This is a genomic window from Gardnerella sp. 2492 (genome assembly GCF_050320365.1).
Classification (GTDB): domain Bacteria; phylum Actinomycetota; class Actinomycetes; order Actinomycetales; family Bifidobacteriaceae; genus Bifidobacterium.
Genome location: NZ_CP186952.1, coordinates 981,172 through 999,930 on the forward strand (window position 1 = coordinate 981,172; position 18,759 = coordinate 999,930).

15 protein-coding genes and 2 tRNA genes are annotated in these 18,759 nt (G+C 40.5%); 4 read left to right on the plus strand and 13 right to left on the minus strand.

Annotated elements, in window-relative coordinates; translation table 11 throughout:
* Window positions 1-261: 261 nt before the first annotated feature.
* On the minus strand, window positions 262-1,371 hold the full coding sequence (locus ACPFYS_RS03875) for a class E sortase (protein ID WP_427877650.1): 1,110 nt from the start codon (window positions 1,369-1,371) through the stop codon (window positions 262-264).
* Between the two features lie 26 nt (window positions 1,372-1,397).
* Window positions 1,398-2,165 carry a DUF881 domain-containing protein gene (locus tag ACPFYS_RS03880; protein ID WP_427876035.1) on the minus strand — a complete coding sequence of 256 codons (768 nt, stop codon included), beginning with the start codon at window positions 2,163-2,165 and terminating at the stop codon, window positions 1,398-1,400.
* Window positions 2,166-2,241: 76 nt separating this feature from the next.
* Here ACPFYS_RS03880 and crgA point away from each other — a divergent pair, with 76 nt between their 5' ends.
* Complete coding sequence (crgA, locus tag ACPFYS_RS03885) at window positions 2,242-2,640, plus strand: cell division protein CrgA (RefSeq protein ID WP_427876037.1); 399 nt, start codon at window positions 2,242-2,244, stop codon at window positions 2,638-2,640.
* Window positions 2,641-2,721: 81 nt separating this feature from the next.
* Here crgA and ACPFYS_RS03890 read toward each other — a convergent pair whose 3' ends face one another.
* Window positions 2,722-4,050, minus strand: coding sequence for a THUMP-like domain-containing protein (locus tag ACPFYS_RS03890; protein WP_427876038.1), 1,329 nt, complete (start codon window positions 4,048-4,050; stop codon window positions 2,722-2,724).
* 228 nt (window positions 4,051-4,278) lie between these two features.
* Window positions 4,279-5,007 (minus strand): rhomboid family intramembrane serine protease, encoded by a 729-nt coding sequence (locus ACPFYS_RS03895; RefSeq protein ID WP_427876039.1) that lies wholly within the window; start codon window positions 5,005-5,007, stop codon window positions 4,279-4,281.
* Window positions 5,008-5,217: 210 nt separating this feature from the next.
* Between ACPFYS_RS03895 and ACPFYS_RS03900 the strand changes: the two genes are divergently transcribed.
* Together ACPFYS_RS03900 and ACPFYS_RS03905 are read left to right on the plus strand one after the other, a co-directional pair.
* A complete protein-coding gene (locus ACPFYS_RS03900) occupies window positions 5,218-5,430 on the plus strand; it encodes a hypothetical protein (RefSeq protein WP_427876040.1) in 213 nt (70 codons plus the stop codon).
* A 387-nt stretch (window positions 5,431-5,817) separates the two neighbouring features.
* Entirely contained in the window at window positions 5,818-7,368 is a 1,551-nt protein-coding gene (locus tag ACPFYS_RS03905) for a thiol-activated cytolysin family protein (RefSeq protein ID WP_427876041.1), read from the plus strand.
* 236 nt (window positions 7,369-7,604) lie between these two features.
* On the opposite strand, the gene ACPFYS_RS03910 is transcribed toward ACPFYS_RS03905, so the two are convergent.
* The 8 genes from ACPFYS_RS03910 to ACPFYS_RS03945 all read right to left on the minus strand — a co-directional run bounded on the left by ACPFYS_RS03910 (window position 7,605) and on the right by ACPFYS_RS03945 (window position 15,459).
* Window positions 7,605-7,677 (minus strand) — tRNA-Ala (locus ACPFYS_RS03910).
* Between the two features lie 32 nt (window positions 7,678-7,709).
* Window positions 7,710-7,783 (minus strand) — tRNA-Ile (locus ACPFYS_RS03915).
* A gap of 152 nt (window positions 7,784-7,935) precedes the next feature.
* Window positions 7,936-8,415, minus strand: a complete 480-nt coding sequence (locus ACPFYS_RS03920; protein ID WP_427876043.1) for a Dps family protein — start codon at window positions 8,413-8,415, stop codon at window positions 7,936-7,938.
* Window positions 8,416-8,537: 122 nt separating this feature from the next.
* On the minus strand, window positions 8,538-9,863 hold the full coding sequence (locus ACPFYS_RS03925; RefSeq protein WP_427876045.1) for a hemolysin family protein: 1,326 nt from the start codon (window positions 9,861-9,863) through the stop codon (window positions 8,538-8,540).
* Between the two features lie 68 nt (window positions 9,864-9,931).
* Entirely contained in the window at window positions 9,932-10,696 is a 765-nt protein-coding gene (locus ACPFYS_RS03930; RefSeq protein WP_427876047.1) for a TIGR03943 family putative permease subunit, read from the minus strand.
* Window positions 10,690-11,781 carry a permease gene (locus tag ACPFYS_RS03935; protein WP_427876049.1) on the minus strand — a complete coding sequence of 364 codons (1,092 nt, stop codon included), beginning with the start codon at window positions 11,779-11,781 and terminating at the stop codon, window positions 10,690-10,692. The genes ACPFYS_RS03930 and ACPFYS_RS03935 overlap by 7 nt, the downstream gene beginning before the upstream one ends.
* Before the next feature lie 30 nt (window positions 11,782-11,811).
* Window positions 11,812-12,459: a carbonic anhydrase gene (locus ACPFYS_RS03940; protein WP_427876051.1), complete on the minus strand. Its 648-nt coding sequence runs from the start codon at window positions 12,457-12,459 to the stop codon at window positions 11,812-11,814.
* Window positions 12,460-12,702: 243 nt separating this feature from the next.
* Window positions 12,703-15,459, minus strand: coding sequence for a phosphoenolpyruvate carboxylase (locus ACPFYS_RS03945; RefSeq protein WP_427876053.1), 2,757 nt, complete (start codon window positions 15,457-15,459; stop codon window positions 12,703-12,705).
* Window positions 15,460-15,698: 239 nt separating this feature from the next.
* Here ACPFYS_RS03945 and ACPFYS_RS03950 point away from each other — a divergent pair, with 239 nt between their 5' ends.
* Window positions 15,699-17,414, plus strand: coding sequence for a threonine/serine ThrE exporter family protein (locus ACPFYS_RS03950; RefSeq protein WP_427876055.1), 1,716 nt, complete (start codon window positions 15,699-15,701; stop codon window positions 17,412-17,414).
* A gap of 141 nt (window positions 17,415-17,555) precedes the next feature.
* Here the strand turns inward: ACPFYS_RS03950 and trpS are convergent, their stop codons facing one another.
* A complete protein-coding gene (trpS, locus tag ACPFYS_RS03955; protein WP_427876057.1) occupies window positions 17,556-18,647 on the minus strand; it encodes a tryptophan--tRNA ligase in 1,092 nt (363 codons plus the stop codon).
* Window positions 18,648-18,759: the final 112 nt, after the last annotated feature.

The window sequence follows — 18,759 nt, forward strand, 5'->3', positions numbered from 1 at the left end:
AAAGCGAAAGTTTTTCGCCTAATTTATTTAGAAGCCTGTTAGTAAATAGTCTGTTAGTAAAATGCCTTAAGCATGCCAATAGCATCAGTATTAGCAACATAATAAGCAAGGATTTTAGAATAATAATATTATTCTTACTGTTCTGCGTCGTAATACTTTATTTAAAGTTATAAAGCAAGCAAAAAATAAAGGCAACTGCGTAATCGCAATTGCCTTTATTTATTTAAGCGCCCCTATAAGCCTTGTTATGCGCCTTGTAAGCTACGCAAGCGTATAGTTAGACATTTGATGCAGGAACGGTACGGTTGCGGCTGCAAAAGGGAAAATCCACTGAAGCAGTACAAGTGTAATAAAAAAGTAAATCAGCAATGATAAAACCCAACGAATAGGTTTAATTCCTGGCTGATATCTCAAAATACTTCCGAAAATACTCGCATCTGGCTTAGCTTTGCGGCCTGTGCGAATGAGACGAAGCTCTGGCCATTTCCAAGCGACAGCACCTGCAGCAAAAATAACAATGTAGATAGCAATTACAACAAGCATGACTGGAACTAATGAGTCAAGCCTAGAAATAAGAGATTGCTGTTCGTTGTTTATAAACCTAACGTGTCCGTTTTCGTCCAAAGTAGAAAGCTCTTTAGGAATACCATCCTTAATCTTAGCCCAGTAAACGAATTCACCATAGCTGATCCAACGATGAGTTGGAACAGAATACTTTGGCTCACAAGTTGTAAGGGTAAGCATTCTCTTAGTTGGTTTCTCATCAGGATGTTCAGGATTTGGAGCAACAACTTCACCGTGATCTGGTGTAACAATCTTGTGTGTTGTGTACTTGTATACGAACCAGTAGTCTTTTGTGCGAACAATTATAGGATCTCCTGGTTGCAGCAAGTCAACATCACCTAAAGGTTGACCATAGCCTGCACGGTGGCCTGCTACCGCAAAGTTACCAATTTCGCCAGGCATTGCTGACTCATGATAATGTCCTAAACCACGCAAGTTAAGGATGTCGTTAGAAGTACCTTCTACAACGTTACGTTCCCACTGATTTCCGAATCGAGGTATGTATAAACGAGCTATAAGATCGCCTATATTGTTCTTATCTTTAAGAGCAGGAGGATCGTCTGTTTGTGGAATAGCGATTTTGGTTTTGTCTCCGCCTTGAGGGTTAGTCCACGAAGTGGCTTGACGTGCTTCTACCTGTATATGCTCAGCTTGAGCACCTGTCCACCACATTTGCCACACGATATAAAGCACGCAAACAATAGCAGAGGCAATTAATATTTCGCCAATAACACCAACAGTTTGCCACAAAAAGCTTGATTTGCTTTTTTTAGTGCTTTCTTCGTTTGAATGGCTAGAACGCATTATGTACCCCTTTATTTGTTAATAACATCTTAAAACGCGGTGTTACCTGCAGAACCTTGAGAAACTGTAGCGTATCGCAGAGGTTGAAGTAAAGCAGACGATTCAGGGAATCGTAACTTATTCTTTTTTTCAATCTTCCATCCTAAGCCAAATGTACTCACATAATCTTTATAAGTTTGTACAGCTGGTGAATTATTTAGAGCTTCATCCATAGAATCCACCGGGCCAATAGCAGATATTCTATATGGTGGTGAGTACTGATGTCCTTGCAACATTAGTACATTACCTATGCAAATAACTGCCGAATTAAACAGTACACGCTGATCCTGAATCATCATCGCTTCAGCTCCACCCTTCCACAATGCGTTAACCACAGCTTCAACATCTTGTTGGTGAACAACATAATCATTAATGTTGCTTGTACTGCCAGTTCCGTTTACCGCATTTTTCCACAAAGGTGAGTCGTTAAGAGTAACTGTAATTCCTGGTCCTTCTAATTTAGGAAGTACTGTGCTGCTTCCTGTATCTGAAGAAATTTTAGCTACACTACCGCTGTCTACTAAAGTTTTATTAAGAAGAGTAATTTTAGAGTCTAAAGATTTTATATCTTCTCGCAAAGTTTTTGTTCGTTGAGAATTTCTCTCAACCATTTGACCAGTATTAGAAGTTACGAAAGCTGTGCGATTTACTCGAAGATTAGTTACAAACAGAAAGCCTGTTAAGCACACTGCAATAGCAACAGCAAAACTACCCAATGATGGGTGTTTGCTACTGTGCTTACCTGTACGTTTTGCCATAATTTCCCATTTTCTTTCTGCGTTCGAGTGTAACCACTATTATAGCGTGTAGCCGATTGATTGGAGAGTTAACGTTATGGCTGACGAAGAATTGCAACCGCTAAATACTACTGCAGCAACAGATGATGCTGAAGAAAATAAAACAGATGATACATTCTACGGTGTTCCAATGGATAAGGTAGAAGCAGTATTGAATGCTACGGCTGATAAAGCTACGCTAACGCCACAAATGCAGCGTATGATGCAGCGCCAGGCAGAAAATACTCGCCGTGTTGAGGAAAGCATCAAAGGCACTAAAGCTAACGCAAGCTGGTTTGTACCTCTGTTTTGTGCACTCATGATTATTGGCTTACTGTGGGCTGTTGTGTATTATTTGAATCCTAATTTGCCGGTTCCTGGCATTGGTGCTTGGAATCTAGTTATTGCTTTAGTAATAGTTATGGCAGGATTCGTAATGACCATGTGGTGGCGTTAATTTAGTTTGCGTAAGTTTTTAAATTTACTCAAACGCTTATATGATAGCTGCACAATTCGTGCAGCTATTTTTATTTGCTGTCTATTTTTCTGTTTCTGTTTCTGCTGCTCGAATAAGAATGTGTTGATTATTGCTGTCTGTTGTAGCAATCAGTCGCGTATTACCGCCATTTTGTATGTGTAAACGTTTTCTTAAAGTTTCTGCAGACATTGGGAAGTTTCTAGTTACTATATTTGCGTGAGTAAGATTTTCTAATGCTTTTTTGATTTCTTTTTTGTTCATACTGCACACGTTTTCGATTTTCCATATTTTTCCTGGAAATCTTTTGTTATAAGTATAAGACACGAATACGTGACTATTGGTTTGCAATTGCAGTGTGTGATACTGCTTTTCAATAAGCGAAAAACATCCAATTTTCATAAGTGCAGCATTTGGTTCATAAACATATTTTGCATAATTCTGCCATGAGTTTTTATCGCAGATTGAATTTTCTGTATCTTCTTTAGATTCGCAATATTCTATAGATTCTGCTTTTACTTGCTGAGTTTCACTATCATATGATGCTCGTATTTTAGTAATCTGCTGATCGTTTACACAGTACACTTTTAAATCTTCATGTATTTGTGAATCCACTACCAGCAATAATTCTTTACATTCGTTATGTGATGCAATTATGTGTAGTGAAGATACGTTTCCCTTAAAATCTTGCACAGCTTTATGCCAGTCGAGCATTGGTGAAAGCTTAACAATAACTATTTTTGCTTTTTTCAATAGCTTATTTTTTAAATTTAGTACGTTCGGCGTGCAGTCTTCTATAGCATATGTGCGCTCGCCGTTCGCATTTCGACGTGCTGGATCAATATATATTATTGTTGCTTTTTCAATTGCTTCTAAAGCTTCTATGCAATTGTTGTTATAGCAATTTACGCGTGAATGGCATAATGCGTTCATATTATGTTGTGAAATGCTTGATAGTTCACTCTGTTGCTCTATGCATATTGCGGAATCAAAAACCTCCGACATTAGTGTGCAGTCAACACCAAAGCCTCCTGTAAGATCTACAAGTATTTTTTCAGAGTTTGTTTCAAGTTCTGATAGTAAATTTTTTGCAAGTTGCGCCTTATATTTTGCTGTAGCTTGAGAAGAGCATTGTTCCATAGATAGATGTGTTGGGTATATTACTTCTTCACATTGCGCCCATAACGGTAGTTTCTGCTTTGCTATTTGTTTTCCTGCTATTTGATTTAATGCGAAAACAGCGTCAACATTTGGTTTATTGTGAGCTAAAAGAGCGGTTTCTGTAGGAGATAAAGATATATGCTCTAATATGAATTTTCTTGTTTCTTCATTAGGCAGTAATACTGAATTTGGCTGCGTGAGAACTGATTTTTCGTTAGAAGAGTTTTGCATAATTTTCTTTATTGTAGGTCTAAGCAGAATATGTAAAAGTGCAATTAATTTAGTGAGTGTACAGAAGTTAGATGAGTGTGGATAACTTCTGTACACTTATCCACAAGCTAAAAAATCCTAAGTTATCAACGTTTGTGCATAACAATGTGGATAACTCTATTAGATATCCTCAAGTTGTACCCAACTTATGCCCAAGTTATCCACTTTTCTATCCACACTTGTGTAAAACTACAAGCTTGTAATTTGACTGACTGGAAGTGTTAAGCAGAATATAGAACATGCGGAAAGGATCACAAAAAGTGAAACAAAATACACTAAAAATCGCGTATTAAATGAAGCTTTTCTTAACAGAGGATTTTGTACTGCAAGAAGTAATCCCATAAGTGTACCAACTACAAGACCTCCAACGTGAGCCTGCCAAGCGATATTAGGAATAATAAGCGGCATAGCAAGAGTTAGAAGAATCCAAACTATAGTTCCACGCATCTCTTCGCCTAATCGCCACTGCGCTATTGCTAAAGATCCAATAAGACCCATAATTGCGCCAGAAGCACCGTAAGAAGCAGACTCCCAATTGTTTGTTATAGTGCACCAAATTACCGATGCAACATTGCCACCAAAGCCTGAAAGTATGTATAATCCAAAGAATTTTAATTTACCAAAGAATCTTTCAAGCTCAGAACCTAACATCCACAAGCACAACATGTTAAAGAAAATGTGTGTGAAATTAGGAGCGTGAACAAACATAGAAGTGAACCAAGTCCACGGAGTTTTCAAAGCATAAAAAGGTATAAAGGCTGTTTCTCCAATAAAAGATGAATATGCTTCTAGTGAGATTACTCTCAAAACCATTTCTACAGCCCATATTATTACGCAAGCGTACACTATAAGCGCTGTAGCGTATTTGCAGTTTCTGCGAATATTAGTAAAAATAGCTTTTACGTTTAAATTGCTCATAGATACACATTAGCCAATTGAGGCAACCAAATACAATGAATTGTTTACGAGAGTGGATTTAGTACTAAAATTTATGTACAAGAATAGGAACACCGATTAAAAAAGATGCGATAAAAGAAAAAATTCACTATGATGGTAAATACGATTAACATCGTTTAATTTAATTGTCGACGTGGATAAGCGGGTCAGCTTAGCCCGAAAGGAGCCATCATGGAGAACAAGTCCTCTGGCGGTTGGAAGTTCTTTGCACTGCTCTTTGGAGCATTGCTCGCAGGTCTTGCTGCCCTTTATGTTTATAAGCAGCACAATCCTGATTATGATCCTTGGGAGGAGCCGTGGGAAAATAGCTCTTCTCCAATTGACTTAGGTGTTGATAAGGAAGAGGAAGAAGAAGTTACAGATACAGCTGAGACGGCTAAGTAATTTTTCATACTTTATTAACAGGCGACTGCGCTATGCGTAGTCGCTTTTATTTTGTTCTATTATCATTTTTAAAAAGTTTCGCAAAAATAAGTTTTAAATATACGCGAGATGAACACAAATAATTCACATATTGCATTTTGCGACACGCGGACAAATGTTGGTAAATTTTAAAAAAATAAACAAAAACGTTGATATTTCGTCATTATATAGAATCGTTTAAAAAGTAATATAAATTTTAATTAATTACTGCTATTCTGCGGATAATAACAGTGATACACTGACTTTTAGTGAAGCGTTGTTTAAAGACGCATTGAAGCATCATAGCACTGTTGCACTAGTTTAACAACATTTCACTATCAATAATTAAGTTATAGTCGAAGGACACATATGAAGAACAAACCGTTCTACCGTAATGCAGCAATGTTGTTGCTCGCGGGCGCAACTATTATTCCACAATGCTTGGCAGTTCCAGCGATTGCAGCTCCTGCTAAAGAAGCTGCAACCCAGGAGGCATCTTGCGCTGCTAGTAAAGATGCACTGAACAATTATTTGTGGGATTTGCAATACGATAAAACAAATATTCTCGCTCGCCATGGCGAGAGTGTAGACAATAAATTCTCCAACGATAGCTTCAGCAAGAATGGAGAGTTTGTTGTTGTTGAACATCAAAAGAAGAACATCACCAACACAACGTCAAACTTGTCGGTTACTTCCGCAAACGATGACCGCGTTTATCCAGGTGCACTGTTCCGTGCTGATCAAAATTTGATGGACAATATGCCAAGCCTGATTTCAGCAAATCGTGCTCCAATTACTTTGAGTGTTGATTTGCCAGGCTTCCATGGCGGTGAAAGTGCTGTGACTGTACAGCGCCCTACTAAGAGCGCTGTTACATCTGCAGTTAACGGTTTAGTAGATAAGTGGAACACTCAGTACGCTGCAAACCACACGGTGGCAGCACGTATGCAGTACGATTCTGTGAGTGCTCAAAGCATGAATCAGCTTAAGGCTAAGTTTGGCGCTGACTTTGCCAAAATTGGTGTACCTCTGAAGATTGATTTTGATGCAGTTCACAAGGGCGAGAAGCAAACACAAGTTGTAAACTTCAAGCAGACTTACTACACCGTAAGTGTTGATGCTCCAGACAGCCCAGCAGATTTCTTCGCTCCATGCACCACAGCCGATAACTTGAAGAGGCGTGGTGTAGACAGCAAGCATCCGCCTGTATATGTGTCTAACGTTTCCTATGGTCGTTCTATGTACGTAAAGTTCGACACCACAAGCAAGAGCACTGACTTCCAGGCTGCTGTAGAAGCTGCTATTAAGGGTGTGGAAATCAAGCCAAATACTGAGTTCCATCGTATTTTGCAGAATACTTCTGTTACTGCAGTAATTCTTGGCGGTAGCGCAGACGGTGCAGCTAAGGTTGTTACCGGCAACGTTGATACCTTGAAGTCATTGATTCAGGAAGGTGCAAATATGAGCACCTCCAGCCCAGCTGTGCCAATTGCTTACACTACTTCTTTCGTAAAGGATAATGAAGTAGCTACCTTGCAGACCAATAGTGACTACATTGAGACTAAGGTTTCTTCCTACCGCGATGGTTACTTGACTTTGGATCACCGTGGCGCTTATGTAGCTCGCTACTACATCTACTGGGATGAGTATGGCACTGATATCGATGGAACGCCTTACGTACGTTCGCGCGCTTGGGAAGGTAACGGAAAGTATCGCACTGCACACTTCAACACAACAATTCAGTTCAAGGGCAATGTGCGCAATCTCCGCATTAAGTTGGAAGAGAAGACCGGTTTAGTATGGGAACCATGGCGTACCGTTTATAACCGTTCTGATTTGCCGCTCGTTCGTCAGCGCACTATCAGCAACTGGGGCACCACATTGTGGCCACGCTTTGCTGAAACTGTAAAGAACGACTGATCCCATATAGGAAGCATAATGAATTGCTTAAAACTATAATTAAGTGATTCGCAAATAAATAAATATAGTAAAAATAAATACAGTAAAAAGGCTTTATTTCATACAATGTGTGAAGTAAAGCCTTTTTAATAATGTGCAAATAAATGGGGTTATAGGTAAGAAGGAGCTTATATCCCAATTATAAACTGACAAATATGAAAATAGGGCTTCTAGCAATTGGCTAGAAACCCTATTTGTGGAGCTAAGGAGACTCGAACTCCTGACCCTCTGCTTGCAAAGCAGATGCGCTACCAGCTGCGCCATAGCCCCATTGGTATCGAATGGAAAACCATCCAAAACCGTGGGCCCGGGAGGACTTGAACCTCCGACCTCATCCTTATCAGGGATGCGCTCTAACCACCTGAGCTACGGGCCCAACTTGTATACCTAAAACATACAAGTAGATACAGTAGCACACCCACAGAAAATGTCAAACCGCAACACGCCATAAAATAAAAAATAGCATGTTGCGGTTTTTAATTCATAAATTAATTATTACAGCAGAAAAGACTAGTATTTAGCCAAAAACTACTCCAAATGGCTGCGCATAAACCACTGGAACTTTTCCAACTGCTGCACATGATCTTGCATAATATTTGAACTAATAACATCAAGCTCATCAAGTTGAGTAATAGCTTTACGATCGTTAGCGATCATATCGTTATAGTATTCAATCAAAGCCTGCAAATACTCTTTTGTAGACTTTCGACCAGTCAAAGCAAAACGCTTCCAAGTGCGAACGCCAATAACATCGTCAGCGCGACCTAGCGGAGAACCACCAAGAGTTGCAATACGTTCTGCTGTCTCATCAGCCTGTGCTAAAACTTCAGCAACCTGTGGGTCAAGCATTTCATGCACGGCAATAAAATCTGGACCTGTTACGTTCCAATGAGCATGCTTAAGCAATAAAGCAGCTTCCTGCTCTTGGCTTAAACGATTCTGCAAAATAGCAACAGTTTTTTCACTTGTCACTTCATCGAGACCTGGTAACACATGCATTAGAGTCATTTAGACATCCTTCCGCTTATTTTTCAACATGCAACTTAATTACTAATTATGATTAACTATTGTTGCTTTACTGTTTTATTTTACATCCAAAAAATTAGAGTCAGCTGAAAAAGATTACTCGTTTAAAGTTTATTTTCTTCAGCATCTTCCTTTTCTGCTTGCTTTCGAACTTCAATAGTTGCGATACGCCTTCCTTCCACTTCAGTCACAGTCATATCATATCCATCAGCATCATGAAGAACAGCGCCAACAGAGCCCATAGAACCAGTGTGAGCAAGGAAATATCCAGCTACCGTCTCGTAAGGGCCATCTTCAAGCTCTATTCCAGTAATATCAGCAAAATCTTCGATAGTCATTCCACCGTCAACAGTAGCAACGCCATTTACAAACACTGTTGACTTATTGGCATGATTCTGATCATAACCGTCTGGCAAATCGTACTCGTCGCGAATATCACCAACAAGTTCTTCTGTCATATCCTCAAGCGTAACAATGCCATCTGTGCCGCCATACTCGTCTATAACAACAGCTAAATGTATTCCACGCTTACGTAAAAGTTCCAAGCTAGGCAAAAGCTTAGAAGTACCAGGCAAACTAATACCTTCTCGAGTAACATCCGCAACTGTTTTTGCGTTCGGATTACGCACATCAAGCAAATCTCGAACATGTACAAAACCAATCACATCGTCAAAATCTTTCCCAGTAACAGGGTAGCGAGAGTACGGCAACTCGCGAATCTTCTTAGCCGCTTCTTCTAGACTTAAAGATCCTTCCAAAAACTCCACATCCGCACGAGGTCGCATTACTTCAGCAACAATAGTTTCAGAAGCATCAAAAACATCATCCAAAATGTTACGCTCATCCTGGCTAAGTTTTTTATTTGAATTTACAAGAACTCGTAGCTCCTCGTCTGAAACTTCACTCTCTTTCTCATTCGGGTCAAAACCGAGAAGTCGAACAAAACCATTTGTATTTTTAGCAATAAGCCATATAAGAGGTTTACAAATTTTCGAGAAAATATCTACAGCTGGTACCGTGGCTCTAGCGATCTGCTCAGCGCGCTGCATAGCGATACGTTTAGGAACAAGCTCTGAAATAACTATAGAACAGTACGAAATGATCAAAGTTAAAACGATTGTTGTAAGAGGTCCAGCAATATTCTTTGGAACACCCCACTCGTGCACATGTGGAACTACGCATGGAGCTATGGCAGATTCTCCAAAAGAAGCAGACAAGAATCCGGAAAGTGTTACGCCAATTTGCAAAGTTGATAAGAAAGTATTAGGATCTCTAGCTATTTTCGCAACCCTAGCACCTCTAGAATCTTGCAATTCCATGCGATCTATTTGTGAACTTCTAAGGCTAACTAATGCAAGCTCTGTGGCCGCAAAAACGGAACCAAAAAGCAGAAAAACAAAAATCAGCGCAATATTTAAACCCAGAGCCATATTTGCTATCTTAGTTGACTTCTGGCTGATATCAATACAATAATTTGTGAAACAAAATATAAAAACAGTTACGGTCTATAAAAATATCCTGTTGGAATTTTTTTAACTTCACTGACTGACACTAATTTAAGTACAGAGCCGTAATGCTGGTAGCCGGGTATGCCAATATTTCCTTTACTAACAGTGGCAACAAGACTAATCCACTTATGCTCATTAAGTCTCGTTTTTTGTGAAGACTCAACTACAAAACCAAATGGTGACATATCCAAAATGCAGCAAGACATAAATTGTCTAGAAATACGAAATTGACTAACACCCAAAGTGTTATTTCGACTTACAAAACCATTAACTATTATTCGGTACCCCAAATATTTTTTTTGATTATGATCAATTTCGTCATACCATAAACCAAAATCGTCGTCGCTAATTCGAATAGTACGATTTTTTTCGTCTAATCCGCGCAACTTGTGCACTCCAACTTCTTTTCTTATAGCTATAGCTCTGCCCCCAGAATATTGATCAAAACCGTCTAAACTACGAGAATTTTGAGCATTGCTTAAAGGTATGACTATAAGAAGAGTTGGAACTACTAGCGCAACAAAAATTCTAAACGAATCTTTTGCACTAAAATTAAATATTCCAAAAGCTGCGCATATAGACAAAACCAGTAAAAGAAAAGACGCTAATAAAAGATACAAATATGCGCGAGGAGTGGTAAGCACAGTGTAGCTTCCAGAAAAAGCACTTATCGCAAGAGATAATGAAAAACAAAATAAGCATAATGCTGAAACATAATCAGCAAACTTTGGCCACTTGTGACTATTTTCTACCATAGTGCACTTCCCCAAGCAAAGTTTGTTAGCAAGGCAGCAAAAAAGCACATTATAGCAATAGTTAAAGTAAGTCTTAATACAAATTTAGCTTTGCAATCTGAAACCAGCATAAGCGTATTTTTTAAATCTAACATAGGTCCAAAAAGCAAAAATACCATTACAGAAGACATGGGTAGAGAAGCGGCCAAACTACGAGCTATAACAGCATCAGAGCTTGAGCATAAAGAACTTGCGTAAGCAACCAGCATCATTGCTGGTATAGCTACAAGTGCGGTAGTGGCATTAATACGAGATGCGGGATCGCTTCCAAGCCACGCGCGTATAAGAGAAGCAACAGCAGCTCCAAAAACAATTATTGGCAAAAGAACAAGAATATCTCCCATTAAATGCTTCACGTAACGTTTAATATCGCCTATAAACGAGCGGTTTATAGGAATTGGACTATTATGCTCACAGCAAGCACAATCAACATCTGACATTATTTTTTCTCGCAAAACTGGTGTTTTCTGTGGAAATATTACGAAACTTAATCCAACTAGTATTGCAACGGCAACGCCTAAAGCAATGCGCATAATTACGATTGCGGGAACATCGTAGAAAGCGTACCAAGTTGCCCAAATAGATATTGGATTTACAACAGGAACAGCGCACAAAAACGTTACAGCACAAGATAATGGAAGTTTACGTGCAACTAATCGTGAAAAAGTAGGAACTATTACACAATCACAAACAGGTACACAAACTCCAGCTATAATTGCGAGCAAAAATCCGCCAGCAGTAGACTTAGGAGCATGCTTTTCAATATATTTTGAAGTCACCCAAGTTTCAACCGCAGCAGAGACTAAAGCGCCAATAAGAGTAAAAGGAACTGCTTGAAGAAGCAATCCGGATATACCTCTTGTAGTTGCATCTATGAGCAGCCAAGGATTTTTTGCTTGCAAGGCTGGAGCCATAGCAATAAGAAGAGCGAGAACAGGCGTTCCAGCTATAAGATACAGGTAATTTGCTGAACTTTCGCGAGTTTTTTTAGAAAACTTACTGCGTTGTGAACACGCGCAATTTACAGGCGAAGAACTTGCGCTCATTTGTTTTCCCATTATTTTAAAAACTTTAAGTCAGCACGAAAGCATTTCAACAAGACCGTCACTCATGCGGTATCTTGCGCCAACTATCATTAATTGATCGTTGAAAACAGCTTCGCGAATAATTTGAGATTTATCACAAATATCAGCTAGAACATTAGAAATGTGGATGCGCTCAATATCATCAGTTCCAAGCTCTTCTTCAATACCCGAAACAACTGCTGGGCCTAAATAGCGCACCAAGATTGAGTCTGAAGACTCAACCATATCGCTCGCAATGTCTTCGCCATACTGATCAACAAGTTGCAAAACTTTCTGCAAAACAGCTTTTACAGCCCCGCAATGTTCGTGTCCTAGTACGATAAGTACTTTCACTCCCAAATCAGCTACAGCGTATTCTAAAGTCTCTATAACAGCGTCGTCTACGGTTTCGCCAGCCGTTCGTACAGAAAAAATATCCCCAAGTCCTGCATCAAAAACAAATTCTGGAGCTACTCTCGAATCTGCACAAGAAAGCACCACAGTTCCCGGATTTTGACCATTAATAAGTGATTCGCGAGTTTTACTATCTACTCCGGCGTGAGAAGATTTATTCTGTGCAAATCTACGATTTCCTGCAAGAAGCGAACTCAATATTGATGTTGCTAACAAGGAATCTTCATTAATTGAATTATCTTGCATAATAACCTCTTAGTACGGAGCTAAAACAAGCTTTTTTATTACCTACAACATTCTATATTCACAAAGACGTTTAGCGAAAGATGCTTAAAATAAGATACTCAAAAATAAAATGCTTAGAAATATGAACATAAGCGAAAATAAAATAAGCAAATATAAGAAAACCTTCGCAAGCTAAATTGAAAAATAAAATTAATTAATCAAATAGCAATGCGAAGGCTTTCTCAACACTGAAACCTTTTAAAATCATCCAGTATTCTGCAAGCCTGCAGCAACACCAGAAACAGTGCACAAGATAAGGTAAATAAACTCTGCCTGCTGGCTTTCGCTCAATTCTTCCTTATCTACTTTGTTGCGAAGTTTGCGCAAAGCAAGTGACTGAATTACAGACAAAGCATCAACATACGGCGAACGCACGCGAATTGCTTGGCCGAGAACATGACGATGCTGCAACGGCCACTTATCATCAACTATCTGCAAAACCCACTTGCGAGTAAGCTGCATTTCCGAAAGCACTTTATCGCTCAAATCTTCGCGATCTCCAAGGCTTAAGTACATGCGAGCAATACGCTCATCCGTTTTAGCCAAAGACATCTCAATATTGTCAATAAAAGTACTAAACAGAGGCCACTCTTCGTAAGCGCGACGCAAAGTTTCCAAATCGCCAAACTTTTCGCAAGCTGTACCCAAGCCGTACCATGCAGCAAGATTAATGCGAGCCTGTGCCCAAGAGAACACCCACGGAATAGTACGCAAGTCATCCAAAGACTTTGCGCCCAAACCACGTTTTGCAGGGCGAGAACCGATTGGGAGCAAACCAATTTCACTAAGCGGTGTAACTGTAGAGAACCATGGAGTGAAATCATCTGTTTGAAGCAAATCAAGGAAACGCTCATGAGCTGAAACATCAAGCTTTTGAGCCATATCAGCATACTTGTGTGTCATCTCAGTATTTGTTTTCTCAACGCTTGGCGAAGACTGAAGCAAAGTTGCAGCAGCAACAGACTCTAAGTGACGAATTGCTAAAATTGGGTTACCGTAACGAGCAAAAATAACTTCGCCCTGTTCGGTTAACTTAAATCGGCAATTGACGGAACCAACAGGTTGAGCAAGAACTGCACGGTTTGCAGGACCGCCACCGCGACCAACAGCGCCACCGCGTCCGTGGAAAAGCGTCAAATCAATATCGTGCTTCTTAGCCCACTTAGCTATACGCTCCTGAGCAGAGTGCAAAGCCAGAGTTGCGGAAGTAGGGCCGGCATCCTTGGAAGAATCCGAGTAGCCAAGCATAACTTCCATCTTGCGGCCAGTAGCCTTAAGACGAGCCTGAACTTCAGGAATCTTAATAATCTCCTCAAGCACGTTAACAGAGTTCTGCAAATCTTCCAACTGCTCAAACAGTGGAATAACGTCAATTGTTGGCGCATCCTGTGGGTGAGCGAAAGCAAGACGATTTAATTCAAAAACGTCACGAACATGCTGAGCAGACTTTGCGAAGGAAATAATATAACGGCGAGCAGCGCGCATACCGTTACGCTTCTGAATTGCTCCCAAAGCGCGGAAAGTATCAAGAACTTCGCGCGTCATAGGCTGAAGTGGACCGCGCTCACCGTGTAATCCGTGCTCACGAATATCTTCCAAAGCACGAGAATGTACAAGAGAATGCTGGCGGAATTCCATTTCAACCATGTGGAATCCGAAGGTTTGCGCTTGCCAAATCAAATCTTGCAAAGGACCGTAAGCGGCTCGAGGATCTCCACCTTCAGCAAGTGAACGCTGAACAATATGTAAATCTTCAATAAAATCTTCGCAAGAATGATACATCAAATCTGTATCGCGGCTAATCGTACGATGTAAACGATCAGCCATAACAAGCATCACGGCGCGATGCGGTTCGCTATTAGAAACATCTGATGCGCTCTCTGTGAGCTGTTCGCTCATCTCACGCTGACGATTCCACAACTCAAGAAGTTCTATACTTGGTGGCGTTGTGCGAGTTTCCATAGTCAAGCATTTGCCGACTTCGCGAGTACGAGCTTCTAAAGCAGTCAAAACATGATCGCTAAACTTGCGTGCAACTTGACGGCTTACTTTAGCAGTAACATTCGGGTTTCCATCGCGGTCGGAACCAATCCAGCTACCTGGGTGGAAGAAAGCAGGGCAGCGAGGTGGAACCAAGCCGGCTTTCTTACCGAGCAGCCAGTCGTCAAATCTGCGATAAACCAGCGGAATTGTATCGAACAAGGTTGCGTCAAAAATATCAAGAATTGTATCTGCTTCTTCAACAGGAGTTGGCTTCTTCAAAGCTATAGGAGAAGTGCGAAGCAAAGCGTCAATCTCGTTATACAAACGACGATAATTTTCGCGCTTATCAGATCCGCCAAGTCTATCATGTTCGCTTAAAAGCTTAGAAATACGGCGAATCTTACCAGCAACAGCTTTACGACGAGCTTCAGTTGGGTGAGCTGTGAAAACAGGATGGAATTCAAGTTTTGAAAGCAATTCCTTGGCTTCAGCAGGACCCATTTCTGTAAGAAGTTTGTGATATGCGCAAGTCAACTCATTAACTGGATCTACAGGATTTGCATCGCTTACTTCACACTCACGCTGGTGCAGAACAGAAACGCGATAATTCTCTTCGCACAAATTTGCCAGGTGGAAGTATGTTGCAAAAGCGCGCGCAAGTAGCTGCATATCAGGCAATTCCATGCCGTTAATTTTTTCAACAGCCTTGCTTAGACCATCATCTGCAGTAGATTCTGCATCAACCATTTGTGCAAAATGTGCAGAGCTTGCTTCGACAGCGTTTAGACGTACTTCATCGAATACTGCAAGCAATTTTTCATCAAATTCTCCAAGAACATCGCGAAGAATATGCAAGCATAAATCCATGTCTTGCTTAAGCGATTCTGGAAGGTCACGCTCCTCTGGTCCTTTTCGACCTAAACCAGACGTCACAATAGTGGCGTCTGCTGGATTGACCTGTTGATTTTGATCAGCCATCAGACCTCCTTACGCCAGTCATAAGGTTGCTCGGTCAGCTGACTTCCGCGGCTCCTCCGCGGTTATGTAGGTCAAAAGTTGCGAGCCCACAGCCTCTGTTTCCAGCGAGATACCAACATAATTGTTAAACTACCACCGGACTGAAAATTAATACGCAAGCTAAATTGAGCTTAATTGGGTTTAACTGAGCTAAATAATAAACCTGATCTAGGTAACGGTAGTGCGTATACTGAAAAATTGTGAGCACAGCAGACAATAATGCAAACAATAATTTCGACGGAAGCGACGGCAATAGTAATAATATTCCGGAAATTCTTCCAAATGGTCATATTGTAGGAAAACCGTCAGGACGATTCCATACGCATGCCATTCCTCTCGATATGGACGACGTTGAGCGTGACTGGGATAAGCCTGTTACGGAGGCTGGAATCGCAGCAAAATCTAGCATTATTATTCGCGTAGGTGCTCTCGGATTAGGTGCCGGAACTGGTAGCTACCGAGTGAGAGAGCTAATGCATAGAGTTGGCGAACCTATGGGTGTAAATGTAAGAGCAGACGTGAATCTTACGGACATAGAAGCAACTTGCACAGACAAGCATGAGAGAATCACTGAAGTAGTTGATTTGCCTACAACCGGCGTAAATACAGAACGTATATGGCTTTTAGAGCACTTTGCAGATTGGTTTAATGTAAAGCTTGGAAACGATTCTCTATACCATTCAAAAGCAACAGTTTCGAAAGAATTAGTTGACACTTTGCACGCTTCGGATGATGAAAAAACTATTGTGCAAACTGCGAAACAGTCTGAAGAAAAAGCTGCAAAATTTGAAAAAGATAAGGCTTTACAAGAAAAAATTAAAAACGAAAAGCCTCACGGAATTTTTGCTCTTAAACCAGAGCACGTTTACGAACAGCATTTCGATCATATAAATCACGGATATGGTGATGATGCTGAAAATGCAAATAAACCGCTTACTGTTAGAGAAGTACACGATAGGCTTGATTTAATTAAAAACCGTAAGCCGCTTTATAAGCCTTGGTTTGCAGGACTTGCTTCTGCTGTTGCTTGCGCTTCCTTCGCATTTTTGCTTGGCGGTGGCCCGTACGATATGCTCGGAGCTTTTATTGGAGCTGGAATTGGCCACTATGTTCGTCGCCGAATGTTTATGCATCATTTAAATCAGTTTGTAGTAACTTTTATTGCGGTTGCAATAGGTGCTCTTTCTTGCATTTGCTCTTTGCGACTTATTGGATATTTTGATCCTGCAGCACTTAAACATAACACTGCGTACATTGGTTCAGTTTTGTTCGTGATTCCTGGATTCCCGCTTATTACAGGCGGTTTAGATATAGCGAAAATTGATTTTCCTTCAGGAATTCAACGCTTATGTTACACGATGGCGATTATTCTAATGGGAACGCTTGCTGGATGGATGGTAGCAAGCCTTGTTCAGCTTAATCCTCAAGGTTTCACTCCTTTAGGATTAAACCCTTGGCTTAACGCTATTTTGCGACTTATTACTGCTTTTGCAGGCGTGTGGGGCTTCTCTGTTCTGTTTAATTCTCCGCAAAGAATGTGCTTAGTTGCTGGTGTTATTGGAGCTATTACTGATACGCTTCGTCTTACCATGGCTGATTTTGGTGTTGCTGCCGAAATAGCAGCATTTACTGGCGCTCTTTTGGCTGGCTTGCTTGCATCCGCCTGGAGGACGATAGTTCGACACGGTTTAGCACCGCAATATTTAGGTTATCCGCGAATTAGTCTCACTGTTCCGTCTATTGTGATTATGGTTCCGGGACTTTATATGTATCGTGCAATGTTCTATTTAGGCCAATTTAATACTCTTCCGGCTTTAGATTGGACCTTCCGAGCTTTTATGGTAATTATTTGCTTGCCGTTAGGTCTTGCTGTAGCTCGAGTTATTACTGATAAAAATTGGCGTTACGACGTTTGATTTAATACTACGTTTTGTTGATCAAAAAATTAGAAGCCGCTTACAAATTATGCAAGCGGCTTCTATTATTTTGCTTATAAAATTCTTATAAAATTCTTATAAAATTCTTATAAAATTTCTAATTTGCGAGCTGTTATTTATTTAATATTTCATTCCCATAGCGTCTCGCACTTGAGCAAGAGTTTCTTCTGCAATAGCATTTGCGCGCTTATTGCCGTCATGTAAAATATCGCGAATGCTATCCATATCTTTTGCAAGTTCTGCACGACGCTCACGGTGAGGAGCTAAGAAATTATTTACGTTTTCAATTACGTAAGCTTTCAATGCACCTGCTCCAGCGTTACCAATTTCTTCAGCAATATCTTTTGGATCGCGACCTGTAACTAAACCTGCGGTTGTAAGAAGTGCAGAAACTTGTGGTCGAGCTATTGGATCAAATGTAATCATTCGCTCAGAATCAGTTGGGCTCTTCTTAATCAGTTTCGCAGTTTCTTCAGCAGTTGCGCCCAGCATAATCGAATTTCCGTAAGATTTGCTCATCTTTCGTCCGTCTAAGCCTGGGATTTCAGGAGTATCAGAAAGAATTGCAGAAGGCTCTGGGAATATAGGATTCTTTTTTGCATAACGTTCGTTGAATCTGCGAGCAATAGTGCGCGTAATTTCAATGTGCGGCAAATTATCTTTACCAATCGGCACAACTGTTGCCTTGCAGAACAAAATATCGCAAGCTTGGTGAACAGGATAAGTTAACAAAAGTCCAGTAAGAGCGTGTCCTGAAGCTTCCATTTCGGATTTAACTGTAGGATTTCTGTGCAACTCTGCTTCTGTAACAAGCGAAAGGAAAGGCAGCATAAGCTGATTTTCTGCAGGAACAGCGGAATGTGTGAAGATCATGGTTTTTTGAGGATCGATTCCTGCTGCCATGTAGTCGAGTACTAAATTCAGTACGTTATCTTCAATATGTTCTGTAGTGTCTCGGTCGGTAATAACCTGATAGTCGGCGATAATGATGTTTGTATTTACGCCGCGATTTTGCATCGCAACGCGCTCTCTAATGGAACCGAAGTAGTGGCCTAGATGCAATCTTCCAGTAGGACGATCTCCAGTTAGCATAGTAAATGCTGACGGGTTTGCTTTTAATTTTTCTAATGTTCTATCAGAACGTTGCTGAGCTGCGACGAAACTTGCACTAATCTCGTTACCTGCTGCAGTTACCTGCGTTTCTTCAGCCATGATTTACTCCTTAGAAAGCATTTATTTCGCGCTTAAAATATGGCTTTTATCGTAAAAGTTTACACAGACAAGGCACTCTGTTGCGGCAAAGTGGTACGCTTTGTGTGATGAA